Source organism: Arachidicoccus rhizosphaerae, assembly GCF_900107765.1.
Taxonomy (GTDB): Bacteria; Bacteroidota; Bacteroidia; order Chitinophagales; family Chitinophagaceae; genus Arachidicoccus; species Arachidicoccus rhizosphaerae.
This window is the reverse complement of the sequence record NZ_FNQY01000019.1, coordinates 18992-45065: the sequence shown is the minus strand read 5'-3', so window position 1 is coordinate 45065 and position 26074 is coordinate 18992. Positions and strand designations below refer to the sequence as shown.

Annotated in this window: 22 protein-coding genes; 4 read left to right on the top strand and 18 right to left on the bottom strand. The window is 41.5% G+C overall.

What is annotated here, in order from left to right:
• Window positions 1-7: 7 nt before the first annotated feature.
• Complete coding sequence (locus BLU80_RS14575) at window positions 8-310, top strand: DUF3861 family protein (protein ID WP_091399908.1); 303 nt, start codon at window positions 8-10, stop codon at window positions 308-310.
• Window positions 311-491: 181 nt separating this feature from the next.
• Here the strand turns inward: BLU80_RS14575 and BLU80_RS14570 are convergent, their stop codons facing one another.
• From BLU80_RS14570 to BLU80_RS14515, 12 genes are all read right to left on the bottom strand, one after another.
• Window positions 492-2576 (bottom strand): M16 family metallopeptidase, encoded by a 2085-nt coding sequence (locus BLU80_RS14570; RefSeq protein ID WP_091399906.1) that lies wholly within the window; start codon window positions 2574-2576, stop codon window positions 492-494.
• A 45-nt stretch (window positions 2577-2621) separates the two neighbouring features.
• Window positions 2622-3947 (bottom strand): M16 family metallopeptidase, encoded by a 1326-nt coding sequence (locus BLU80_RS14565; RefSeq protein ID WP_091399904.1) that lies wholly within the window; start codon window positions 3945-3947, stop codon window positions 2622-2624.
• A 314-nt stretch (window positions 3948-4261) separates the two neighbouring features.
• Window positions 4262-5584 carry a DEAD/DEAH box helicase gene (locus BLU80_RS14560; protein ID WP_091399902.1) on the bottom strand — a complete coding sequence of 441 codons (1323 nt, stop codon included), beginning with the start codon at window positions 5582-5584 and terminating at the stop codon, window positions 4262-4264.
• 401 nt (window positions 5585-5985) lie between these two features.
• Window positions 5986-7941, bottom strand: a complete 1956-nt coding sequence (locus tag BLU80_RS14555; protein ID WP_244518951.1) for a 4-alpha-glucanotransferase — start codon at window positions 7939-7941, stop codon at window positions 5986-5988.
• A gap of 27 nt (window positions 7942-7968) precedes the next feature.
• Window positions 7969-8904 carry a carbohydrate-binding module family 20 domain-containing protein gene (locus BLU80_RS14550; RefSeq protein ID WP_091399898.1) on the bottom strand — a complete coding sequence of 312 codons (936 nt, stop codon included), beginning with the start codon at window positions 8902-8904 and terminating at the stop codon, window positions 7969-7971.
• 96 nt (window positions 8905-9000) lie between these two features.
• Entirely contained in the window at window positions 9001-10707 is a 1707-nt protein-coding gene (locus tag BLU80_RS14545) for a hypothetical protein (RefSeq protein WP_091399896.1), read from the bottom strand.
• Window positions 10708-11068: 361 nt separating this feature from the next.
• On the bottom strand, window positions 11069-12229 hold the full coding sequence (locus BLU80_RS14540; protein WP_091399894.1) for a cystathionine gamma-synthase: 1161 nt from the start codon (window positions 12227-12229) through the stop codon (window positions 11069-11071).
• A 124-nt stretch (window positions 12230-12353) separates the two neighbouring features.
• Window positions 12354-12953 (bottom strand): acyl carrier protein phosphodiesterase, encoded by a 600-nt coding sequence (locus tag BLU80_RS14535; RefSeq protein WP_091399892.1) that lies wholly within the window; start codon window positions 12951-12953, stop codon window positions 12354-12356.
• Between the two features lie 25 nt (window positions 12954-12978).
• Entirely contained in the window at window positions 12979-14583 is a 1605-nt protein-coding gene (locus tag BLU80_RS14530; RefSeq protein WP_091399890.1) for an NAD(P)/FAD-dependent oxidoreductase, read from the bottom strand.
• Between the two features lie 207 nt (window positions 14584-14790).
• Complete coding sequence (locus BLU80_RS14525; RefSeq protein ID WP_091399888.1) at window positions 14791-15462, bottom strand: porin family protein; 672 nt, start codon at window positions 15460-15462, stop codon at window positions 14791-14793.
• Between the two features lie 199 nt (window positions 15463-15661).
• Window positions 15662-16681 carry a LuxE/PaaK family acyltransferase gene (locus BLU80_RS14520; RefSeq protein WP_091399886.1) on the bottom strand — a complete coding sequence of 340 codons (1020 nt, stop codon included), beginning with the start codon at window positions 16679-16681 and terminating at the stop codon, window positions 15662-15664.
• Between the two features lie 196 nt (window positions 16682-16877).
• Window positions 16878-18161, bottom strand: a complete 1284-nt coding sequence (locus BLU80_RS14515) for a Gfo/Idh/MocA family protein (protein WP_091399884.1) — start codon at window positions 18159-18161, stop codon at window positions 16878-16880.
• Between the two features lie 259 nt (window positions 18162-18420).
• Here BLU80_RS14515 and BLU80_RS14510 point away from each other — a divergent pair, with 259 nt between their 5' ends.
• Both BLU80_RS14510 and BLU80_RS14505 read left to right on the top strand, forming a co-directional pair.
• Complete coding sequence (locus BLU80_RS14510; RefSeq protein WP_091399883.1) at window positions 18421-19398, top strand: UbiA prenyltransferase family protein; 978 nt, start codon at window positions 18421-18423, stop codon at window positions 19396-19398.
• Window positions 19399-19419: 21 nt separating this feature from the next.
• Complete coding sequence (locus BLU80_RS14505) at window positions 19420-20538, top strand: M42 family metallopeptidase (RefSeq protein WP_091399881.1); 1119 nt, start codon at window positions 19420-19422, stop codon at window positions 20536-20538.
• 95 nt (window positions 20539-20633) lie between these two features.
• Here the strand turns inward: BLU80_RS14505 and BLU80_RS14500 are convergent, their stop codons facing one another.
• From BLU80_RS14500 to BLU80_RS14490, 3 genes are all read right to left on the bottom strand, one after another.
• Window positions 20634-21275 carry a SprT-like domain-containing protein gene (locus BLU80_RS14500; RefSeq protein ID WP_091399879.1) on the bottom strand — a complete coding sequence of 214 codons (642 nt, stop codon included), beginning with the start codon at window positions 21273-21275 and terminating at the stop codon, window positions 20634-20636.
• A 23-nt stretch (window positions 21276-21298) separates the two neighbouring features.
• Window positions 21299-21709 carry a hypothetical protein gene (locus BLU80_RS14495; protein ID WP_091399877.1) on the bottom strand — a complete coding sequence of 137 codons (411 nt, stop codon included), beginning with the start codon at window positions 21707-21709 and terminating at the stop codon, window positions 21299-21301.
• A gap of 143 nt (window positions 21710-21852) precedes the next feature.
• The gene (locus tag BLU80_RS14490) at window positions 21853-22110 is read right to left on the bottom strand and encodes an AtpZ/AtpI family protein (protein WP_091399876.1); all 258 of its coding nucleotides are present in this window, start codon (window positions 22108-22110) and stop codon (window positions 21853-21855) included.
• A 92-nt stretch (window positions 22111-22202) separates the two neighbouring features.
• On the opposite strand from BLU80_RS14490, the gene BLU80_RS14485 reads away from it, so the two are divergent.
• The gene (locus tag BLU80_RS14485) at window positions 22203-23288 is read left to right on the top strand and encodes a PA0069 family radical SAM protein (RefSeq protein ID WP_091399874.1); all 1086 of its coding nucleotides are present in this window, start codon (window positions 22203-22205) and stop codon (window positions 23286-23288) included.
• Window positions 23289-23291: 3 nt separating this feature from the next.
• Here BLU80_RS14485 and BLU80_RS14480 read toward each other — a convergent pair whose 3' ends face one another.
• The 3 genes from BLU80_RS14480 to BLU80_RS14470 all read right to left on the bottom strand — a co-directional run bounded on the left by BLU80_RS14480 (window position 23292) and on the right by BLU80_RS14470 (window position 26008).
• Window positions 23292-24962 carry an amidohydrolase gene (locus tag BLU80_RS14480; protein WP_091399872.1) on the bottom strand — a complete coding sequence of 557 codons (1671 nt, stop codon included), beginning with the start codon at window positions 24960-24962 and terminating at the stop codon, window positions 23292-23294.
• Window positions 24963-25155: 193 nt separating this feature from the next.
• Window positions 25156-25635: a hemerythrin domain-containing protein gene (locus tag BLU80_RS14475; protein WP_091399870.1), complete on the bottom strand. Its 480-nt coding sequence runs from the start codon at window positions 25633-25635 to the stop codon at window positions 25156-25158.
• Window positions 25636-25639: 4 nt separating this feature from the next.
• On the bottom strand, window positions 25640-26008 hold the full coding sequence (locus BLU80_RS14470) for a DUF488 domain-containing protein (protein WP_244518945.1): 369 nt from the start codon (window positions 26006-26008) through the stop codon (window positions 25640-25642).
• Window positions 26009-26074: the final 66 nt, after the last annotated feature.

Below are 26074 nucleotides of genomic sequence, written 5' to 3'. Positions count from 1 at the left end.
GAAAATTATGACTGAGAAAAGAGCCCATGAATACCAGATCGATATAAAACATATCAAAGACATAAAAGGTAATGCTGGAAATGAGCAGCAGGTAAATCTGTTATTTAAAAATCACGACGATATTTTTAAAATTATGGATATGCTCACTGAAAAACAACTTTTTGAAAATCCCCAGGAAGCCAGACAGTTTGTCCTTGGACTTAAATTACTGGGGGATGTTATCATGCGTAACAAACAAATGGAACTATTTTCAGAAATGCAACCGGCTTTTTTGAACTTTATGCACAAGCTGAAAAGTAAGGTTAAATAGGCATTTATTTAAGCTAAAAAGTAAAGGTTTTTCATAGTCATAGCGTCTATGCATTGCCCTGTATAGTCATTTCTTAAAGAAAAGCGGCCAGCTAACGGAAATAAATCCGGTAGTCGGCCGCTTTACAATTTATTTTTTATTGCTTACTAATACAGGTATCTGCCTAAGCTGAAACAAATGGTTAATTAAAATCAGCTTCTGTAACCCCTTCATTGACTTTGTAGTCCGTAAATTTAATACTCATTTCCTGACTGCCCTGAGGAGCTGTAATGGTCATAGTCTGTGCCTGGTTTAAAAACACATCGCCTATTTTTTTATAATCACTAAAATCAGTTTTGATCTGAATGGATTGACCTTGCATTTCTGAACTGGCCTCAGATCGGACTAAAAAGCCCGAAGCCACATCATAGTATTCAACGGTAGATTTGCCTGAAGGACCTGTAACCGTCAATTGATTGGCATCTTTATCATTAATTTTGACAACTTTACCTGGGACCAGTTTATAGGTGCCATCCAAATAATACAATTGCGGAATCAGTGCTTTTGCATCTTTATATTTGGCTTTATCCTGTTCAGATAAATCTTTTTTCTGTCCCATCTGTAACTGATAACCCGTGGTGCCGTTAAAGACGGATTTGCTGACAACCTGGCCATTCATGCTCACTTCCATGGATTCCTTATTAGGGGCCATTGTTTTGATGGTAATAGGCATTTCCATTCCCTGTACTGACATGGTTCCGGTAGCCATAGTAGAATTAAGTTTGGACACGGCTTCTTTTCCACCAATTGCTTCCAGGTAACGATTGATGATATCACCTGCGGCAGCTGCTGGTTTGTTGGCGGCTGCTGCGTCGGCAGCAGATACTGGATTTGCATCCTTGTCATATAATTTCACAGGATATCCAAGTTTAGTCAATCCCGCTTTGATAGAATCCGCTTTACCGGCAATAACGATTCTTGTATTGCCATAGTTAAAGTATTTCTTAGCAGCATTTTGGACATCTTCTGCAGTTACCGCATTGATTTTCTGTAGGTAGGTCTTATAATAATCTTTAGGAAGGTGGTAGATCATTATATTTCTGGCAAAAGAAGCGATACGGGCTATATTTTCCGTTCCGAGTGCGAAATTTCCATTAAAGGCAGCCTTTGTATCCCTTAATAAATCTGCATCCACTTTTTGGTTTCTTATTTTGTCTATATTTTGCATAAACAACATAACAGAGCTGTCCGTTACTTCATTGCGAACGGAAGCAGTGGCATTAAACCTTGTCTGATGTACGTTTCCGCTAACAGAGCTATAGGCTCCATAGGTAAATCCATGTTTTTCCCTGATATCCTTAAACAGATAGGCATCTGCCCCGCCCCCTAGTATCTGATTGGCAATTAAGGTTGAAAAATAATCAGGATGGTCAATGGGCAGTGATATCACATTGGTGACGTTTATAACAGACTGGACAGCTGAAGGCACATCGATCAGGTCAATTTCCGTTGTAGCCGGGTTACTCACCGCTGCAATTTTGGAAACGGTAATGCTGCTGCCTGTCCAATCTCCAAAATATTTCTCTGCCAATTTGTGCGCGTCCTCTGGTTGAATATCCCCAATAATAGTCAGGTAACCATTGGAAGGTGTTATGTATTTTTGATAAAAATCCTTCACATCGCTCAGCTGAATGTTTTCTACTGAAGCACTTGTTTCAAATTCTCCAAGGGGGCTTTCCTTGCCATATGCGAGGGCACCCGTTACATTACTGGCAATCGTGTTAATGGATTTTTCACCGATTTTAAGACTGCTTAACTCTTGCTTCTTTAATTTGTCAAAGGAGCCCGGCTGCATGGCCGGATTGCGTAGTCCATCAGACAGTAATCCCAACCCTTTATCAAAATAACGAGTCAGTGCCCCGACTGAGCCTCCATTACTGTTCAGAGATATATTGGTACCATCCTGTTCTGCCGCCAGATCAAATGCTGCTTTAGTCAGATGCTGGGTACCTTCATTCAGCATTCCTCCCATAAGGCCCATCACTCCGGCTTTTTCACCTTCTTTAATGGGTCCGGTATAAATATAATAAGACGCACTAACGGTTGGCACCCTATGGTCCTCCACCACTAGGACTTTAATACCATTTTTTAGAGTATAGACTACAGGGTCCTTTAATTTTATGACTGGCGCTGGTCCTGGTTTAGGAGGGACGGTCCGGTCGATATTTTGTGCAAAGCTACCGGACATCATTAAGGCTCCGGCAACTAAAAAGAATATTTTTCGCATAATAGAAGTTTCTAAAGTTATTTGGAAATAGTTACACCCCGTTACTTATTTAGCTTTTGGCAAATAATAAAGCACCAATCTTTGATTGGGATTCAGATATTTTCGGGCGACATCACGTATCTGTTCACGTGTTACAGATCTTATTTCCTGGAGTTCTTCATTAATGTGATTGGTATTTTTATTATAAAAGGTATAGCTATCTGCGAGTTCTTCTGCAACACCCAGGCTGCTATTACTTTTATCTACAAAAGCCATCTCGGCCTGATTAAGTATTTTTTTATAATCCTGTTCACTGATTAAATTCGTCTGTAAATCCTTGATATTTTCATTAAAGGCCTGAAGCAGACTGTCTAACGGTGTATTGCCATTAGGAATTCCCAGAATCAGGTAAGCCCCATAATCTTCCAAAGCATAATTGAAGGAAGCTACCTGCAGGGCTGTTTTTTTATCATCTACCAATTCTTTATATAATCTGGAGCTTGCTCCGCCAGAAAGAATGGAAGAAATCATTTCCAGTACAACAGCATCTTTGGAATTTTCGGGAGGCGTTCTGTAACCTGTTAAAATAGCCGGAACCTGTATATTAGGATCATAGGCCGTGTCAATGATTTGCTGAGTTATCGGATCTTCTTTAACATCCGGCTGTATGACTTTAGGACCGCCTGGAATGGGTCCAAAATATTCAGCAATCAATTTTTTGGTAGAATCCAGGTTCAAATCCCCGGAAATACTCAGAACGGCATTGCCCGGAATATAGAACTTTTTAAAGAAATCCTGAAACTGACTTAATTTGGCACGGTTGATATCATCCATCGATCCAATGGGCTGCCAATGGTAAGGATGCTTGACAAATAAGTTTGTAAAAACAGCTTCCATCAAATGACCATAAGGACGGTTGTCCACCCGCATTCTTTTTTCCTCTTTGACGACTTCTCTTTGTGTGTTCACCCCTACCTGGTTAATCACAGGATGCATCATACGCTCGCTCTCCAGCCAGAGGCCCAGCTTCAGTTGATTGGAAGGGAACACCTCATAATAATAGGTTCTGTCCTGGGTGGTGTTGGCATTGTTGGTCCCTCCACCGGCTGAGACAATTTTCATAAACTCGCCTCTTTTTATATTCTGACTGCCTTCAAATAACAGGTGCTCAAAAAAGTGCGCAAATCCTGTTAATCCAGGGGTCTCATTTTTGGATCCGACATGATACATAACGGAAACCGCCACTACGGGGGCTTTGTTATCTTGATGCAGGATCACGTGCAGGCCATTGTCTAGGTCGTATTCGGTAAAATTTACTTTCTGAGCAGACGTGGCCATGGATAGCAACAGCGCTCCCGCAATCAGGAGGCTGCTTTTTGATCTTAAAAGCATAAGTAAATAGTTTTCAAATTAATTGAAAGGCAATTTAAGTAAAATTCCTTCTAAGAGGTTTGATTTTGGGTTAAATGGAACCTGTGCAGGATAAAAGGATATTTTCTGCATAAATTTTAAAAGTTTGCCAATTTTCACTAAACCCATTGATTAACAGATAATTAGTCTACATAAATAATGGACTTTTTGCGAGGGAATCAACCAGGAGGCTCGAATATAAAATGCTGACCTGGTAAAATGGCAAAGTGCCCACCTAATAAAAGATCGGCACTTTAAAAGTAGTTTTCAAATCAAATCAAGTCTTTGATATATAATTATTTAGCAACTTCTATTTTAACTTTTTTGTTTTTTAACCGCTGCTCTTTGATATTGGTCAATAATTTGGTGACTTTATGCCGGTTGATGGCAACAAATGAACTAAAGTCCTTCACTTCAATCAAGCCTATATCTTCCTTTTTGACACCTCCGGTCTTGGTGAGAAAACCCACGATATCTATTTTCCCAACCTTATTTTTCTTACCCGCTGCGACGTATAGTGTTACCCATTTAGATTTTGGCGGTAAGGGTTGGTTGGGATCCAGAATAATTTTTTCCATATCAGGATCCATATATTCCGGCAGGTATTGTTCGGGGCCTATCATGACGATTGCGGCACCTGACTTATCCATTCTGGCGGTTCTTCCATTTCTGTGAATAAAGATTTGTTCAGTCTCAGGAAGCTGATAATGAATGATATACCTGATCTGAGCAATATCCAGTCCTCTGGAAGCAAGGTCTGTGGTAATCAATAAGTTAACGGTTCCGTTTCGAAATCTGTTCAAGGCGCTATCCCGGTCTCTTTGTTCCATGGCGCCGTGATAATACACCAGATCCAGTCCTTGTTGTTTTAAGTATTGATAAAGTGTTTCGACATGGTCTCTTTGATTACAGAATATTATACTGCTACGCCCCTGCAAGGTACAAATCAATTCAAAAGCGGCCTGTTGTCTGCTAATCGTATTGTCAAAACTCAGTAACTTTTGTTCCAGTCTTGGTGCTGACTCCATTTGAGCAGATCTGAAGTCCAGCGTATTTATATTTTCCAATTCAAAGCCTGCCGGACTCTCCATTAAATGAGTAGCAGAAATCAACCATTTACGGTCCAAATTGATAAGACTGCCTTTGATAAAAGTAATTTCATCAGAAAAACCCAGTTCCAGACATTTGTCAAATTCATCCAGTACCAGGGTTTTTATTCCCGTCGGATCAATATTGCCCCTGCGCAAATGATCGGCAAGTCTGCCTGGGGTCCCTATAATAAGCGCCGGATTTGCACTTAAATTGTTTTCTTCTATTTCTCTTTTATGCCCCCCATAACAACAAGTGACGGAAAGGCCGGTTTGTAATGAACGGAATACATTTTCTATCTGGAGAGCCAGTTCCCTGGAGGGCGCAATAACAATCGCCTGATTCTGGCGAAGATCAGGGTTTATATCCCGGCTTAAAGGCAATAAAAATGCGAGTGTCTTGCCCGACCCCGTCTGGGAAAGTAGCAATATATCTTCCTGCTTTAAGGTCGCATTCAGCATTGACTCTTGCAGCTCATTGAGCGCCTTTATACCCAACCTTTCCAGTTGTGCTTCCAGATTATTTTCCATGGGGCAAAAGTAAGCGAAACTGGGCTATTTTAAGGGTCAATCTGACTTAAAAACGGTTTACAGAATTGTTTTATTGGTGAATAATGATGGTGAATTAGTTTTATATGTTAAGCATTATACAAAAAGCAGGTGAAACCATAAAAAAATAGGGTGTGGGTTAAACCTTGAAATCCATTTTAGGTCTTAAAAGGGAATCTCTTGTTTTTAATGATTTTTTTTCAAGCAGCAGGGTTAAATATAGGAAGGCGGACCATTCATTTGGTTCGCCTTTACTTTTTTTAGTGGCGATTCAATAGATATGTACCAGAGCTGTCCGAACCTGATAAAACTAAATACCCGGCTGTTGCTCTTTGCAAATACCGGGCATTTAATCAATTATTTATCAATAACTTAAGCTCTACCTAACGATCAGCTGATTCAACCATTTCTTTTAAATTCTTATTAAAATCCTTAAGTTCTAATAATTGTTCGATGGAAACAGGCATTCTATACCGCCAATACTGATCCGGATTTTCCGGGTGATTAATCTGCTCTTTATCCACTTCTGCTATATGCAGACTATCTTCCATATTCAACAGATCTTGCATCAAAAATATGCTCCACATCGCCGGGGATTGCAGGTGATGCCGGATGATTAACTGGTTGAGCCATCCCGGTAAATCATGGCCCGTTGGCGATTCTCCGTGTTGATGGAGGACCTGACGATAATAGAGTTGTTGTTGACTATGGCTTAAACTCAGCCACCACCCTCTCAGACTACTGGTATCATGTGTTGAAGGCGATACGACGCTTAAATAAGGCACTTTTGACAAATCCTCCGCCATCTCTCCCATCATCTTGGGCATGCGTTGCACATATAATCCCAATAATCCTAAATCATGCATTACTTCAGGAACTGAATTTGGCGTAAATCCCAGATCCTCCCCGCAAATCAACATTTGGGTGGCATTTTTCAAAACCGGAAGCTTTTCCAGCGCTTCTTTTTTCCAAAGTTGATTTTGCCTGTTAAAAAAATAATCATGGTAAAGTTCATTTAATGCGTGCTGCAGGCTCAGATGTAAGGATTTAAAGCTGGCCGTATGCTGCATGTTGAACCTAAAATGATATCCATTGTCCGAATTGGGATCCTTAATCAAAACGACGCTTGCATGCATATCCATTAAGGCCTGTCTGAGCCATTTATGGTAAGTTGTGGGTGCGAGTTTTTTAAAGTAGTTATCTAATTTTCTTTGGTTATTATAAGGTTCTTTGAACTGAAAATACCCCTCCTCTCCCATCTCCAGAAACTCATCTGCAATTTGCTGGAATGAATCTGAGAATATCTTTTTAAGTTCTTTTATATGAATATAAGGCTCATATAAACGGTTTACGGGAAAATGAACGCCGATCTGCTTGAGGTCTTCTTCGTAAATGGGTATGGCAGGTTGAAAGTAACCTAATATGCCTTCTACTGCACTTACGGGTATACTCCAGATTCTGAAAAAGCCCAGTATGTGGTCAATTCGGGTGGCATCAAAATATTGCTCCATATGTCTTAACCTGCTTTTCCACCATTGGTACTGCGTGGCCTTCATTTGAGGCCAGTTATAGGTAGGAAATCCCCAGTTTTGGCCACTTACGGTAAAGTCATCAGGCGGAGCTCCCGCCTGTGCTCCGACATTGAATAAATCCTGATTTTGCCAGACGTCCACGCTGTTTTTAAATACTCCGATAGCAATATCTCCTTTAAGGACACAGTGATGATCATGCGCAAAGGACACAGCTGACTTTAATTGCTGATGTAAATGATACTGGACATAATATTGAATAAGTAGCGCTTCCGCATCCAGCTGCATTAACCGCTCCGGCAATTCTGGCTGATACTTTGTCTCCGACCAGGTCGTAAAGTCGGCCGTACCATATTTATCTCTTAAAACAGAAAAACAACCATAGGGTTCCAGCCAGTGCTTATTGGCCTGAAAAAAACGCTGATAACTGGCTGAAGTAAATACTGCTTTTTTCTCGTTGGGGAAAATAGCCTTAACAATCTGCCATTTGCATTTTAAAACAGCTTCATAATCGACCGCTTCCAGTTGATTGAGCTCCTGGCGCATAGGCTCCATGGAGGCAAGCAGTTTTGTTGCAGCTGTCGACTGACTTAGGCCATTCACATCCAGATATAATGGATGCAGCGCATGGACAGAAATTGCCGCATACGGATAGCTGTCCCGCCAGCTGTGAGTCGCTGTAGTATCATGGATGGGCAGTAACTGAATAAGTTTTAACCCGGTCGCTGATGCCCAGAGCACCGCCTTTTTTAAATCAGTGAAATCTCCTACTCCAAAGCTGTTTTCAGTCCGTAAGCTGAAAACCGGAATAATAAATCCGGCAGCTTTGATTTTCCTTCAGTTGGTGCGGATAAATCCATTTTGAAGGACAAGTAACTGCGCACCAGTAGGATCCTGATCTAAAACCCGGTTATCTCCGTTTTCATAACCATCAAGACTTGAAGTCGCTAAATCGTAAATACCAAACTTATAGCTGGTGGACGTTTCAGTTAGTTTTAAAATCAGATCTGCCTGCCAACGGGTTGCGGATATCTGTTCTAGCAAAATAGCTTTGGCAGGGTCCCAACCTCCGAGCTCCGCGTCCTGGCCAATTAAGCAAACCCCCTTTCCGGCCGGTATGGAAGTAGCAGAAATAATAAAACGATGGGTATATTTTTTTCTGGAAGCAGCCGCTTTTTTTGCTGGTGCTGCCTGAGTGATAACCTGCAGGGCATCTGTTTCGTATGCGTTTTGCTCAAATCCCGGAGCGTTCCAGCTATCACGAACAGTAATGCTGTTGAAGGTAGCCGGTATGTTCAACTGATAAGGAGCTGAAAGTGTCAGCGCGCCATCGTCATAGCGAACCAGATAGGTATAAGTCAGACTGCCATCCTTAATAGAGTCTTTATCCAGCTCCAGGGTAAGACCCCATTTATTCTCATTTATATAATCTAATACCGGAGCCTGCTCCAGCTGTTCCGCACCCAATGCAGGATGTGCGCCAGAAATAATAATGGACTCCCCGAATTTAGTAGAAAAGAATACCTCAAATCTGACCTTTACTTTACCGCCAGCTTTAACGGCAACCGTCTTTTTTGCAGCGGTTTTTGTGGCAGTTTTAGTGGCCGTTTTTGTAGCGGTTTTGGCAGGTGCTTTCTCAGCAGACTTTGCAGAGGTTACTGTTTTTTTGGTCACTGCTTTTTTGGGGGTGGCAGTCTTGGTAGCACTTGTTGCCTTTTTAGTGGCTGTTTTTTCAGCAGCCTTTTTAGTAGTGGCGGTTTTGTCAGTTTGCATACGGATATTTTTAAGGGTTTTATTAAATTAAAAAATTATTTAATTTAAAAATAATTACGATGTAAAGATACGGCAATCCAGACAAACAGTTGATCGTCAATTTGGGCTCACATTTTCTTTGATCTTGGAAACAGCCGATGCCGGCAAAGACTGACCATTATAATCCACTGTTCCATTCATATTTAGAGTCAGATCCCTGGATTTAACCAGCAGCGTTTCCAAATCAACATACATTTTACCCTTTTGAGTACCCGAAAAATGCGTTTTAAATACGGCTCCGTCACTATTAATCACCCCTGTCTGGCTGACGGTCCCTGATATGGTCACCAACATATCTCCGTCTATAATGCTCTGCACTTTATAGGTCGTTACCCTTTTATTCCCATTGATGACCACTGAATCGGTCCAACTCTGACCAGCCTGGTTGATACCAGAACGACTAGCCAGTAATCCAAAGTTACTCCCCACCTCAAAATCGCCCCCGGATAAAGAAAGTCCACTGAGTACTGTATTCACCTGTCTGCCTAATTGAGTGGTATCCACTGCCGTGATTTTTCCGGTGCTATCCACCTGGATAAAGGTCCTTTTGCCGACGATATCAAATAATGGTTTAGCAAAAGTGGAGGTACTGTCTGTTCCCTGATTGGAATTATATTTTAACTGAACTCCCATCGTCTCTACTTCGGTGTTTAGCTTAACAACAGATACGTCAAAAAGAAAATTTCCCCCGCGTTCAGCGGTTCTTTGATACTGGGTTGTAAAATCAGCTGAAGTTTTATAGTCTACCTGTTGTTGTAATATGGTGAGGCTGGTGGTAGACGTAATACTGGTTTGTTTATCAAAGGTCCGAAAAGGCTTGAATAGTTCTGTAAATGGCGTATTTTTTGTCTGCAAACTATCCTGAATAAAATCAAAACGACTACTGGTATCTGTATCCGTCAGGTGACTTTTGGCGTCTTGTACTGGTGCTGTGTCCGGGACGGAATTTACCAAGGGAGCGGTTTGATGGCTGCTGGAATCTGCAGCCGCCATTGTGGAATCAAATAGCTGGTTCCGGCTATCTTTCACCTGCTTTTTGGTCGCATTTTCGGTCTGCCCGTTTTTGAGATAAGACAAAGAGGCCTTGGAGGAATCCTTATTGCGCTGCTGCCCCTTGAACATTTCTTTGGTGGAATCCGTTTGCACATCCTTCGCGTCCTGATAATTTTGTTCAACAGGCTCCGGCAAGGTAAAAATGCTTTGAATGGTATCTTTTTTAATCAAATCTGCAGCCGGCTCCTGAAGTGCACTGTCCTTTTTAGGGGTTAAAACTGTCTGACTTTTTAAATCAGTGATCGCATTGGAGTCATTTATTGCATCCAATTTGGCAGCCGCTTTAGCATTGTCGATTGCCTGTTTGGCTTTTTGTTCGGCATCCGCTTCTTCTTTTTTCTTTTTTTCCGCCTCTTGTTCTATGTTCTTTTTTTCCGTTTGCTGTTGGCTGGCTTCTTTTTTTATGGATTGGTCCTGTTGGTCCTGCGCCTTGGCCATTTCCTCAAAAATATCCACAATTTTACTGCTATCCTGGCTACTGTCCTTTCTGACGGCCTTTGGAAGAGCTGTCAATGCCTTCAGACTATCCTGCACATGAATTTGACGTAAACTATCTTTCAGTAGCTTATTCTCTTCAATGAGCTGTTTAGTTGAATCTCCAGGCAGGCTGTCTGCCACAGATTTTGGGCCGGGTATACTATCCTGTGCATGCGTGGTTTTACCTATTAGCAAGGATAAACCGAGGACTATACACAGTAAAAATGATTTCATTGTCTGTACATCTTTTTGCGGTCAGCTATACTGACTGTTTTGTCGGCTTTTGGCTTAAAAAAGTCAAGCAGTGACAGTAATCTTATCTGAACCTTGGGTTATGTTTTTGTTAGTTATAGCAGGCAGATGACCTGACTATTACATTTTCAACATTCTAAAAGCATTATTCTTGCCAAAAGTAACATTCCCGCATAAAACTTTCTTAAGGAAGCCCTTTAATTCCCTGCTAATTTTTTTTAAAGCCGGTAAGAGGTGCTAAACGGAACCGGGTTTATTAAAATCGCCGCAAAAAAACTCCTTTGGCTTTATTGCGGCGATTATTGTATCATCTTCTATTAATTGATATCCCGGGTCAGGCCTGTTAGCCGATAGCCTGGTTTAAATCGGCTATCAAGTCTTCTGCGTCTTCAATACCGACACTTAAACGGATTAAACCATCATTTAGGCCGTTTTTAATCCTTTCTTCCCTGGGGATGGAGGCATGTGTCATGGTTGCCGGATGATTGATTAAGGATTCAACTCCTCCTAAAGATTCTGCTAAGGTGATAATCTTTGTGGAAGTAACCACGCGGTTTACCTCTTCCAAAGAATCATTTTTAAGCTCAAAGCTTAGCATACCGCCAAAATTACGCATTTGTTTTTTGGCGATATTATAACCTGGATGATCCTCAAAACCGCACCAGTGCACCACTGCGACTTTAGGGTTATTTCTTAAAGCCTGTGCAATTTTAGCGCCGTTTTCACCATGTCTGTCCATTCTGACATGTAAAGTCTTGATACCTCTCAGGATTAAAAAGCAATCCTGAGGGCCGGGAACAGCTCCACTGCTTTTCTGAATAAAATACAGGTTTTCATAAAGCGCTTTATCGTTCACAATAACAGCGCCCAGAACGACGTCACTATGTCCTCCCAGGTACTTTGTTGCAGAATGAACAACGATATCGGCTCCCCAGTTCAGCGGGTTTTGCAGATATGGAGAAGCAAAGGTATTGTCCACGCAAAGCAGGGCTCCCGCTTTTTTGGCGATGGCTGCCACAGTCTCTATGTCAACAATATTGATCAGCGGATTAGTAGGGGTTTCCGTCCAGATGAGTTTAGTGTTGGCATTTAATTTTGCTTCAATATTGGCAGGATCTTTCATATCCACATAATGAAAATGAATGCCGAACTTTTCAAAAATCTTTGCGAACAAACGATAGGTTCCGCCATACATATCCGTAGCTGCTATGACTTCGTCACCCGGAGACAGCAATTTAATAACCGCATCTGTAGCGGCCACACCGCTACTGAACGCCAGGCCATATTTCCCGTTTTCAATCGCAGCTAGCGCTGTTTCAAGGGCCTGCCTGGTAGGATTACCGGCTCTGGAATAATCAAAGCCTTTTGTTACACCTGGGGCACTCTGTTTGAAAGTAGAGGTCTGATAGATAGGTGTCATAATCGCGCCTGTCAGAGGATCAGGTTCTGCACCGGCATGAATAAGTTGGGTACCAATCCCCTTTTGGTTTAAATCGCTTGCCATCTATATAAGTTTTTAGTATGATTCAATTGAGCAGCGAAGGTAAAGAATTTATTGTTACAAAAGTCTACAAAATCAGTAGGCAATTATAGCTTTAACAGAATCTGCAAGCTCACCTCAGGTTCTTTTAAATGGGGTTTGTTATCAGGGCCGCCGCCTTTAATTGAACATAGTCTGCCAACTGGGGAAAAAATTGACCGTACACTTCTTTAAGATAATCATGATGTTGCTCAAAACTTTTTAGTACCATAGCGGTCCCGTCGGGACGTCCTACCCTTTTCAGTAAATTGGCCATGGCATTTTCAATAAAGGGCTTTTGTGCATAATGTACAAACCAATTTTCCTTCCGCAGATAGGGGAAGTATCTTTTAAACCCACCGGTATGCCAGCTTATCTGTGCCTCTAAGGACTGGTAGGCCCACTGCGCAAAATGCTGCCACATAGCCTGGGAGTTAACGGCAGGGTCCGTTGCCAGAAAGTAGTCCAGGCTGATATCCATTATGGCCCCGCTATATAACCCGATATAAGGACGATAGATATCTCTGGCCTCGGTGGTTAATCGGTGTTGATCCGTAAAACTATCAATATAACGATGCAGCTGAATCCCGATTCTGACTTTAGGAGGGTAAAGATGGATTTGTTTGCCCTTGACATCATCACCCAGCATATTCCCAAGCAGAATTTCAGGATCCTGTAAACTAAGATAGGCGTGGGCAAGGAGATTCATCGGTGCTAATTTTTTTGTTGATTAATTAGGATATTCCCAGTTTTGCAGCAATCGTTGCCGCAATATTAGTACCGTCTATGGCTGCACTTATGATCCCTCCTGCATATCCTGCGCCCTCAGCAGCAGGATAAAGGTTGGTAATTTGAGGATGATGAAGTCCAAGCTCTTCCCTTGGGATTCTAACGGGAGAAGAGGTACGGCTTTCAGTGCCTACCAAAATCGCCTGATCCGTATAGTAGCCTTTCATTTTTTGACCAAAGGCCCTGAGACCGCCTGCCAGTGTATGAGCAATAAAATCAGGTAATAGCTGATCTAATCTGGCGGAAGTTACTCCCGGAATATAGCTGCATGTAGGTAAATCTTTTGATTTTTTCTGACTACAGAAGTCCGTTAGCCTTTGACCTGGCGCCCGAAAACCACCGCCGCCTGCCTGAAACATAACCTGTTCAACCTGCTGTTGAAAATCCATCAGCAGTAATGGGTCAGTCGGGTCAGGACATTTTCCCCGCAGTTCACGCTTTAAATATTCAAAAGCAGATTTATTATCTACCTGAACGACCATTCCGCTGTTGGCAAATGGATTGTTACGTTTGCTGGGGCTCCAGCCATTTACAACGAGCTCACCGGGATCAGTTGCAGCCGGTGCGATAATCCCCCCGGGACACATACAGAAACTAAAGACGCCTCTGTCTGCGACCTGAGCTACAAGGCTGTAGGCGGCCGGCGGCAGATCCTGACTAACCATTTGCTCCGGGCTACACTTATATTGAATCTGATTAATCAGACTTTGAGGATGTTCCACCCTTACCCCCAATGCAAAAGCTTTACTTTCTATCAGGATATGCTTGGAATGAAGTAAGCGGTAAATATCTCTGGCTGAATGTCCAGTGGCTAAAATGATATGTCGCGCATCGAACCGGTCATTTGTATGAGTAATCACTGACCTGATTTGATTCTCCTGTAGGGTAAAATCCGTAATTTGTTGATTAAAATGAATTTCACCTCCATAAGCCAAAATGGCTTCTCTCATATTGGTAATGATGGTTGGCAACTTATTGGTACCGATATGCGGGTGGGCTTCATATAATATGGAAGGATCTGCCCCGAACCTGACAAAAGTTTCCAGGGCTTTTTGGATGCTTCCTCTTTTTTTACTGCGCGTATAAAGTTTTCCGTCGCTATAAGTACCTGCCCCACCTTCTCCAAAGCAATAATTACTATTAGGATTCACGACTCCCTGCCTATTAAGTGCAGCCAAATCCCGTCGCCTCTGCTGTACATCTTTTCCTCTCTCAAGAATGACGGGCCGGATGCCATATTCCAGACAAGTGAGCGCAGCATATAAGCCTGCTGGTCCCGCACCTATAATCAATACCTCATGTTTAGCGTCTCTTACGTGTTCTGCCGGAAAGGCCGGCAGACTGAAAGCCTGGAATGCTTCCTCTATAAATACCAATAAACTTAGATTATAGTAAATCTGTTTTTGCCTGGCATCCATTGATTTTTTCAAAATCTGAAACCCGGTAATCTGACCCGGCTTAACGGTTAAAGCCTGGGCAATATGTTTTTTAATAAGGCGGGATTGATGATAGTCCTGGGCCGGGAGTCGCAGGTGTACTTCTTTTTGCATGATTTTCTGTTTGGGTCAGGTATTTATCCTAAAAATCCAAAGGAATGTGGGCAAAGTTATGCAATTTAAACGGAGAATAGAATTGATCCAGGACGCCTGCTTCTCCCTGGAAGTTAAAAATGGGTAAAATGCTGATTAAATGCATCTTACCCATTTTTAAAACTTGCGTTTCAATAATTAAATACTAATCCTGTCCTTATTTACTGACTAGAAGCGAATCCCTGCCGTAATAAAGAAGGCATTATTATGCAACTTTGCCCAGGATCCGTCATCATAAGTCACACCGCCATTATTTACATTGAGCAGCCCGAACTGGTATCTGGCGGATAAACCGAACTGTGTACCTCCTGAACCATCATTAGGGAAATAATATTCCAGGCCTACCACCCCGGATAAGTCACTTTTCTTATAATCATCTATAACAGATCCTTTTTGAAAATCAGCTTTAGCTGAACCGGAAGGTATGGTATTCGCATTGACTAAATAACTATACTGAGGTCCGAATAATACTCCTAAACCTGTAAAAGGTTGACTGTATCGAAACAGTATCGGTAAATTAATATAATCAAGGTTCAGATTAACATTGCCACCATAATTATCATCATAATAATTCGTTCCCATGCCCGTATAACTCAATTCAGGTTGCACAAACCATCCATAGCTGATGGGGACACTCACAGAAACACCTCCAATGAATCCTGCCTTGGCATTGTCAGAATAGCCATCTCCGTATACAGGATCAATGGTCACCTGATTGGCTACAGAAAGCCCGCCATAAACGCCTACTCTGGTTCTTTCTATAATTGTATTGCCATTGCGGATCTGTGAAAAACCCACTGTGGTTGCCAAACTAAATAATACAACGAATAGCTTTTTCATGTGTTAATTTTTAATAATATTTAATAGGTCTGTTCCGGCCTTTTTAATATGTTTTTTCATTGTTTAACTAATCCCCTGATATGGTACATTTTAGAAATGTAAATATAAGGGAATCGTCACCAACTTTTTAGATATATAATTATCTTTTAGGTTTAATCTAACAGGGCTTTTTTAACGCTTTAGGTCTTCTTTAGGTAATTTATTGATTGGCAATCAGTAAACTACACCCCCTCAGGTCGCTATGATCCAGCCTGCCCCATATTTCAAAATACCCTGAATGTACCCAACCTACATCCTCGGTGGCAATAAAACAGCAGCTATGTATATTGGCCATATCTATTATATTTATCAGCCCTTTGCCGCTTGTTTTCAAGTTAAAAGGATCACTTTCATCTCTGACCAGTACCTGCATATAGGGCGGACAATGATAGCGCCCCTCCCCTTTTGAATAAGCCTGACTCAGCAGTTCTGTCATTCCGTATTCAGAATGTATGGATAAAACCCCTAATGCTCCGGTTAAAACATCATGCACTTCCTGCCGCGTCATTTCTTTTTTACGGCCTTTCATCCCACCGGTATCCATAATGATGGTGTGATTCAGCGGCTGGCAGAAATTATGCTGTTTTTTTAAGCCGGTAAACACTTCTGCAAAATCCAGCAAGGCAAAAGTCACACCCAGCAGCAGGGTTTTTTGTCCCTGCTTTTCTAACGTAAACAGTAATTCTGCTAACTGGTCAAAGTTATACAAATAAAATCCACTGTCCTTATGACCGCTTAGCTCAATTAAATCATGAACCATTTTAACCAGGGAGGAATGTCCTTTTTCCAGATAATTAGGCAAAAGCCCTACAATACAATAATCCTTGGGGTTCCCATAAAATTGCTCAAAGGTCTTTAAAAAACTTCTCTGATACAGTTTTGCCTCTTTAACCAAATGACGGCTATTTACGGTCTGGGTAGTTCCACTGCTCTCAAATATAAGTTCCGGGTTAAATTGACCGGTCGTGACTTCTTTTGATTTAAAAAAGGAAATAGGTAAAAACGGAATATCAGTGATGTCTTTTACCTGTTCGGGATCAATTCCCAGCGTATCGCACCACTGGCGATACACCCCGTTTTCAAAACTGTATTGATAGCGAAACAGCTCCAATGCCAGTTGATGATCAAATTCCTTTATCTGGAATATCTTGTCTATCAATATTTTCGCTACTTTGTCCATATTTTAAATGAGGGCAAAATTACGCAATTGCAGGGCTTATATCCATATAGGATGTTAATTTAATTTACCATTCAACTATTTAGGATGCAACATCAGATGCAAACAAAGCGCCGATTTCTGCCTGAATCTCCATAAAATCACGATAGGCTTTCGCATGCAACATCTAAAATCGACAGGTACAAATTGTTTTACGGATTTAAAATGCCCTGAAATTCCAGGGGCCTCTATACGGTCTTGAGGCCATTAAATTGGCATATTCATTATCAAACCTTTCCTTTTTGGGGTCCCAATGGATATCTTTTTGAAGCTGATAAGCAATATTTACGGCATTGCAAACCGTTGCCGACCGGTGGCCCACCTCAACATCGCAAATGGGTCTGCTCCTTTTTTGAATGGCTGTAACCCAATCCTGATAATGATTATCACTGAAATACAGGCGTTTATCATTTTCCTTAAATTTTAATTGGGCCAGGTTCTCCGGGTTGGTTCTTAAAAAGCTTCTGGAAACCTCTATTTTACCTTTGTCTCCTATAAATTGAATGGCGTTCCCTTCTCCCCAGTTTTTGTGGTTAACCTGCACACCGCTATCATACAAAAAATAGAGCCCTTCCTGGCTGTCTGGATTCTTAGGGGGAATGAATTTAACAGGGCCCGATTCATCCATACCGAGGGCCCATTGAACGATATCAAACATATGCGCGCCCCAATCGGTAATATAACCACCTCCAAAATCCCTGTAGCCGCGCCACCATGCCCAGTCTTTAGCTTCGATAGGCGGTGCCAGAATCTCATTATAGCCACGAAACAAAGAGGGCCCCACCCAAAGGTCCCAGTCCAGATAATCCGGTACAGGCTGAGTAGGTAAATCACATTGCACCACGGGGCCTCCAACAGATACATTGATTTCTGAAACCTTACCGATATAACCGTTATGAACGAGTTCCGCTGCCTGCCTGAAATTATAGGAGGACCGTTGCATGCTTCCCGTCTGGAATACCCTTTTATATTTTCTGGTAGCCTCCACCATAGCCCTGCCTTCTGCAATGGTTAAGGACAAGGGTTTTTCACAATAGATGTCTTTACCAGCTTTGGCGCTATCAATGGCTATCTGCGCATGCCAGTGGTCTGGGGTGGCGATTACTACGGCATCAATGTCTTTATTGGCGAGCAAATCCCTATACTGTTTATAACCTTTCACCTGGCTGGCATTACTGAATTTGGCACTGTTTTGCGCATTGGATAATTCTATAAATTTATGTAGCTTTTTTGAATCCACATCAGATGCAGCACCGATAATCGTTTGTTTGGGGCCGTTAATATATTGCATCAGTCCATGGGACTGTTTACCATTACCGATATACCCTAAAACCAGCCGGTCACTAGGGGCTGTATGGCCTTTCCCTCCTAACACAAACCTGGGCACAATGGTCGCGCCCATTGCAGATAAGGCTGTTTGCTGAATAAATTTTCTTCTGCGCATGTAATGCCGTTTGAATGTTTAAAAAATTGTTGAAATAAAATAAAAGCAGGTTCTAAAATCTAAATTTAAGTATTTTGAACAGATAATACTCGTTTTTTTCAGTATTTGACGGATTATGGTAAAAACCAGCCCCAAAACTGCATTTGCTGCCCAGGTTTCTGGGGTAATTTGTCTATTTTTAGGGCCTGAAAAGCAAGCAGGAGCCTTTGCTAATCAAAAACAACAGAGCATCATTTATTTCAAGGTGTAAAGCAGTATTTTGAGAAAGAAATTAACCGAGTTTATATTTTTTGGTAATTATTTTTATGCGCTCTGCACGGTGGCACTGTCTATGGAAGCCTCATTGCAGCAGGGGGTCCCTTTAAATACTCCTGCCTATTATGTACTGCTGGTGACCGGCACTCTTGTTTATTATACGTATGCTTATATGGGTGAATTGCATTTGTTGAATGTTTTTAACAAGTTGGTCGGCAGGCCCAGGACATCCATGACCACCAACAGTTACTATAATCGCAGAACCGATTGGTATACCAGAAACTATAAACTCATTACGCTCACCCAGTTTTTCTATACACTGATCGCTATAGCGGCGGCCCTTTATTTGGTCATAAAAGAATTCCATGAAATCTTCAGCCTGCATGCCGACGAATGGCTGATGCTGTTGGCGGTACCTTTGGTGGCTTTCTTTTATTACGGCAATGATTATTTTCCGATAATAAAAATTAATTTAAGAAACTCCGGATGGTTAAAGCCTTTTATTATTGGGTTTGTATGGGCAGGCGCCGTAACTATTTATCCGGTGATGTTTTATAAATGGCAAATCAACCAGCATTATGAAATTTCGGTCATGTCTGTCTGGCTCTTGATTAAAAACTGGATGTATATATCTGTTCTTTGCATTATGTTTGATATTAAAGATTATGCGGATGATTATAATAAGCATCTGAAAACCTTTGTTGTCCGTGTAGGGCTTAGAAAAACCATATTCAGGATTTTACTGCCATTAATCGCCATCGGCCTGATAGCGCTTTGGGGTTTTGCCACCACCCAGCATTTTAGCTGGCCAAGGACACTAATCAATACCTTGCCTTTTATCTGCCTTCTGGCTGTTGCCTATTCCATGCACAGAAGAAAACCTATTTTATTTTATCTGATCGTAATTGACGGACTAATGCTTTTAAAAGGCATTTCTGGAATTTTAGGATATTTACTGTTTCGCGAAAATGCGTACTTTTGATTTTTATAAAACAGCACACTGATGGCAAAAGAAAAAAAACAAAAAGCAATAGCCCCTAAACTGGGCAAAAAAGACTGGCAATTTTTAACTGATTATATTAATAATGCATCCCCTGTCGGTTTTGAGCACAGTGGTCAGGCACTATGGCTGGATTATCTCAAGCCCTATGTGGATACACATTTTACGGACCCATATGGCACGGCCGTCGGGGTCATTAACCCGGAGCATCCGTTTAAAGTGGTTATAGAAGCCCATGCCGATGAAATCTCCTGGTTTGTTAATTATATTACAGAACAGGGCTTTATTTATTTAAAAAGAAACGGTGGTGTCGATCACCAGATTGCGCCTGCCATGCGCGTCTGGATCCACGGTAAAAAAGGACCTGTCAAAGCTGTCTTCGGATGGCCCGCCATTCATACCCGGCACATTCCTGACCAAAAAGAACCGACCCCAAGAGTGGACAACCTGTTTTTGGATTGCGGCGCCCGCTCCAAAAAAGAAGTGGAAGCTCTTGGAATTCACGTAGGTGCCGTTGTAACCTATCAGGATGGTTTTGATGAGTTAGCCAATGATTATTTAATCGGCAGAGCCTTTGACAATAGAATCGGAGGATTTATGATTGCTCAGGTAGCAAGATTGCTCAAGGAGCATAAAAAGAAATTACCCTTCGGACTTTATATAGTAAATGCGGTACAGGAAGAAATAGGCCTTCGGGGCGCAGAAATGATTGCACGTCGCATTAAACCAGATGTAGCCATCATCACTGACGTGACGCATGACACGCAAACTCCTTTTATCAATAAGAATATTGAAGGAGATACCTCCTGCGGAAAGGGTCCAGCCCTGACTTATGGACCTGCCGTTCAGAATAAATTGTTGCAGTTTATTCAGGATGTGGCCGCTAAGCAAAAAATTGAAGTTCAACTCAGGGCTACTAGCCGCAGTACGGGCACGGATACGGATAGTTTTGCCTATGCCAATGACGGCTGTCCATCAGCGCTTATTTCTATCCCTTTACGTTACATGCATACAACCGTAGAAATGCTGCACCGCTCAGATATTGAATCTACCATTGAACTCATGTATCAAAGTCTGCTGGCTCTAAGTCCTTCTACCAATCTGAGTTATTTTTCTAAATAAAATAACGGTAGTCAGCAAAAAAACCCTTAAAAAATGGAATTGCATCTATTTTTTAAGGTTTTTTTTTATTCAATGATCACCCATCCTTGATTCGATCAGGGGAACTCGGGATGCTGTTCCAGGATTTTAATTTCATAAAGGCCGTTAAACAGATATTGTTTCTTGCTAGGATAAGCAGTACACAAATAACGTGTCCTGATTTTCTTTTCCATAATATAGACTTTATTATCCCTTGTGACGAACCACTCGCCAGGCTTCAGGTCTTCAACCAGGCTTAGGCCAATGGAATCATTGTCATAATTTTTCAACACGCGCATCAGTCCAGGCTCGGAACAGCTACTGGCACCCAGATTATGCAGGGATCGGTGGAGTTCCATCGCTATATCACCCGGAAATACCTGCTTTTCTAAAAATACCCGCAATATTGCCGCATAACTATCCTTCCACTCCCTGCCATGTGGTTGAACGCGGTGCCGATAAGTTTCATAGGTGACTAAATGCGCCAATTCATGAAGCAGCGTGATTAAAAAGCTATACTTATTAAGGTTGCCATTAACTGAGATACGATGATTTTCTGTACCATGCGCATTACGATAATCCCCTAAAACTGATTTTCTGGCCCTGGTAATCGTGAGTTGGACCTTGTACCGGTTAATAAAGGACAGTACATCTTCCAGGGTATTATCCGGAAGATAATGGCTTAATGAAGATAAGGGATGGCGTTCAGCTTTTGCCATTTGTTTTTGGAAAAGAGTTGCTTTTAGGAATTTGACTTGTTTTTGTTCAGTCGGTAAGCAGCGCTTACTTCTAATACAGCATACAGAATATACAATCCCAGCGCAATCAAAATACCTGGAAGATTCCTGTTTTCTTTAGCAGTAAAAACATAAATCAATGCTGCAGCCACTAGTACAAAGAATTTTAGCACCGTCATACCCATGATGGATCGGATAAAGACATTAGGATTTTTATCTTCTAAAGCCTTGGCATGCCGATAGGATCCTAAAAGGGCCAGCAGGAATAGCAACAAATTAGCGATTACCACCACATATACATCCAAATAGAAACTTAAATGGATGGATCCGTCTCTGTAAAGAAGACAAAAGACATTGACAATCAAGAACAACAATAGCAAGTTGATGTAATTTCTTTGTAACCGGAATTTGTTCATGCGTTTAAATTAAGTAGCAAAAATAGTAATTATTTTGGTGACTGACGCAGCATTGTCAGGCAGTATGGTACGGATTGCCTGTTGCGTAATAATTGATGAACAAACCAGTTTACTCCTTTTACGGGCAAAACAATGATCCCGTACTATTGCTTTCCATTTTTGGAAAAATCTTTTACTAGTTTGACCAGCATATAAATGAGCAGTACGGTGGGTAAGAGCCATACAAGTAAGGGAAACTTTACCTTCAATACCTCGTCTAGCTTATAGCCTATAAACAATCCGATACCAATAGTGGCCATCAGTTGAATGCCATAACTAAGGTAACGCATCCAATTGCCAGAAAATCGGGCCTTATTATTTGTTTTTTTGTCGGATGTGTGCTGCGGGTTATTTAGGTTCATAGTTTAAAAATACAAAAAAATTGACAAAAAACATTCCTGACAATCTAAATTAATTAGTATATTTGTAATAACTCCAGTAAATTTATTATAAAATGGACCAGGAAAATACCAAAAATATACAATACCAAAAGGGTCAGGGGGCACAATCCAATCCCCACAATCGCTTTTTGAACCATAGTTATGGACAATTTGAGCCAGAGGGTATTGATGACTGGGCTTTGGAAGAGCATGTTCAGACGAATTTCATAAAAACCAATGCCAAGACCATTGTCAACAAGGTGGATAGTCAGGATGTGGGAATGGCCTATTCCTTAAACCCTTACCAGGGTTGTGAGCATGGTTGTATCTACTGTTATGCAAGAAATTCTCATGAATACTGGGGTTATAGTGCAGGATTGGATTTTGAACGAAATATTCTGATTAAATCCGGTGCACCCGGTCTATTCAGGGCTTTTTTGAATAAAAAATCCTGGTCAGGGGATACCATCTCCTTATCGGGCAATACAGATTGTTATCAGCCTGCGGAAAGAAAATTCAAACTAACCAGACAGTTATTGGAAATTGCCCTGGAATATCGCCAACCGATTAGTATAATCACCAAAAATTCACTGGTTCTAAGAGATCTGGATATCTTAAAAGATATGGCGGCAATGCAGCTATGTGCTGTATATGTCTCCATCAACAGCCTGGATGAGAAATTAAGGCAAAAGCTAGAGCCCAGAACAACAACTGCGACGCAAAGATTAAAGATAATCGAATCATTATCTTCGGCAGGCATACCTGTAGGGATTATGGAGGCTCCTATAATTCCCGGATTGAATGATACGGAAATTCCTCAGATTTTAAAGACTGTAGCCATGGCCGGTGCGAAATGGGCCGGTTATACCATAGTCCGTTTAAATGGACAGATAGCTGATATTTTTAAGGACTGGCTCTTTAAAACGTTCCCAGACAGAGCTGAAAAGGTGTATCATAGTATCCAGCAATGTCATGCAGGCAAGGTAAATGACAGTGTCTTTGGCAGACGGATGCGCGGAGAAGGGCACCTGGCCAGCATCATTGGTCAGACTTTTAAATTACATGCTCGCTTAAATCAATTAAATGAAACCAGATTACAATTGAATCATGAATTATTCAAAAGACCAGGTGAGGCCAGACAGCTCAGTTTGTTTGATTAAGGATTATTGTAAAATCGGTCTGCCGGAACGGTCATAGACCTTTTCTCCTCCAACAAAGGTCATAAGAATCCTGGTTTTTAAGATATCTCCCATTTCGGCTTGCATTAAATCTTTATCAGTCACAATAAAATCTGCCCTTTTTCCCGGCTCCAGACTCCCTTTTTCATCCTCCTCAAAGGCCGCTCTTGCCGCCCAGATGGTCATGCCTTTTATGGCCTGTTCCCGGCTTAAAGCATTTTCCATTTGAAATCCGGCAGGCGGATTGCCACTGGCATCTTTTCTGAATACCGCACTGAAAAATGTTTTTATGGGCGAAATATCTTCTACCGGAAAATCCGTTCCTAAAGGAATAAATCCATTTTGATCTAATAAGGTTTTATTGATATAAGCATTTTTGATTCTACCCGGCCCCAGGCGGCTTTCAGCCCAATACATATCAGATGTAGCATGAGTAGGCTGAACGGATGGGATAATCTGATAGTCGTTGAAATAATGCACATCGCTGCTGTCAACAATCTGCGCGTGTTCAATACGCCATCTTAAATCATTGGGACCTTTCAGGTATTTGGCATATATCTTAAGCATGGTACGCACAGCCGAGTCTCCAATGGCATGAGTGGCCATTTGAAAATGATGCTGATAAATGAACCGGGCCACAGAATCATAATGATTCACTGTATTTAATAAAAAACCATCATGCGCGGAATCATCTGCATAGGGCTCTAGAAGACAGGCGCCCCTGGATCCCAATGCGCCGTCCGCAAACACTTTGAATCCGGGTACATGCAGCCACTCAGTATGAATGATGCCTTTTTTGACCAGGTAATCAAAGTTGGAAGGATTATCCATGAGCAAAACATATAGTCTGATCTTTAATTGTCCGGCTTTATTTAGACTGTCCAGCAGTGGTATTAACCGGGCATCTTCTCCCATATCCTGAATGGAAGTCAGCCCCGCAGCAAAACATTTGCTTTGAGCGTCCATCAAAGCACTGGTTGCTTCTAGTGTATTTGGATGAGGAATTTCACGATAAACAAGATTGGTTGCATTATCAATCAAAACACCCGTAAGTAAACTATCCTGAACCAGAATCTTCCCTCCTTTTATAGTATCGCCGGCATGTATGCCGGCTAGATCCAGGGCTTTCTGATTGGCAATAATGGCATGTCCGTCAATACGTGTTAAGACCACAGGGGCATCGGCAAATAAAGAGTCCAATGCTGATTTATTAGGAAATTGCTTATTAGCCCAATCATTTTGATCCCAGCCATCACCCACTACCCAGCCAGTATCATTGGCTGCTCTTGTTTTTTTAAATTCTTTTAGTTTTTTTATAATAGACTCCCAGCTGGTGGTTCCTTTCAGGTCAATTTGATGCAGGCTTTGCCCGAAAGCTAAAAAATGTGCGTGTGCATCAATAAAACCGGGGTAAATAAACTTCCCTTGTGCATCAATATTTTGTTGACCTACATACACCTGTTGGATATCTTTGGTGTCACCGGTTGCTATTATCTTTCCATCCTTAATAGCCATGGCAGTCGCCTTTGAGAAACTAGAATCTACCGTATAAATGGTGGCATTATATATTAGTAAATCTACACTCTGTTTCGTGTGGCAGGAACCAAGAAATAAAAGAAAAAGCAGGGATAATATCGTCAGGTAGCCAGTGCGCATAAAGAATCTTTTTAATAGAGGCCTGTAAAGAAATACTAAACTCTAATATAGCAAAGATTTATTGAGAATGGCAATATTGAAACTAAAAAATAGCTAAAAATAGATTAAAGGCAGTGTACAGCGTACAAATGGTTACATAAAATCAAACATAGATCCCTTTTTTATATGTCCGGATGCTTCTGAACTTATTTTATTAGTTTTTAGGCGATTCCCAAAAATTATCTTCAAAATCGTCACCAACAGCCGGGCCATCTTTTATGGCTGCTGCCACGGCTTCCAGTTGTGCCTGCGTAAGATTTTGTTCAAAATAAGGGAATAACTGTCTTTCTTCAAACCTAACATGACTATCTACTAAGGACGCCAAAGCTTCCAGGTCAGCATAATGAGTGGTTCCCGGTTCTACTTTCATAGTGGCAATAATGGAAAGTATATGCCTGTGTTCATCAAGGGCCTGCTGGACATAAGGACTATCGCTATAAATAAAAAGGCAGGTTTCTTCTTCCTTGAAATGGGGAATCAACATATGGAGTTCAAAATAACGGATATAATCCACCATACGATCTATACTCACCCCTCGGCTGATTCCTTGACGTAATTTCCAGCCAAAGAGCAGACTGTAATGATGTTCCCTGGATAATGGTTTCAGGTATTCACTTCTTTTGATGGGTGCCATGACTTTATTTTTTTAAGAGATTTGTCAGTACTTCCTTTAAAACCACTGCATTGTTATGCTCCTCATCTTTGGCCGCATACACCAGGGTAATAACCGGATGCTGACGTACTACATTCAGTAATTCTTCCAAGGCTACTTTATTGGCTCTGAGCTCCTGCTTGTATTTTTGCCTGAAGTCCGGCCATTTTTCCACCTCATGACCAAAGGACTTTCTCAGCTCAATAGATGGAGCGATCACTTTATACCAAAGTTTGATGGCCGCTCTGTCTTTATTAATGCCTCTGGGCCATAGCCTGTCTACTAAAATGCGCCATCCATCATCAGCTGATGCGGGTTGAAAAGCTCTTTTTAAGTTTATTATCGGGATTGCCATAATTGCCAGATGAACTAAGTTAAGGAATAATTTTATCACTAAGCTTGTCACACTGATTGCGTGACA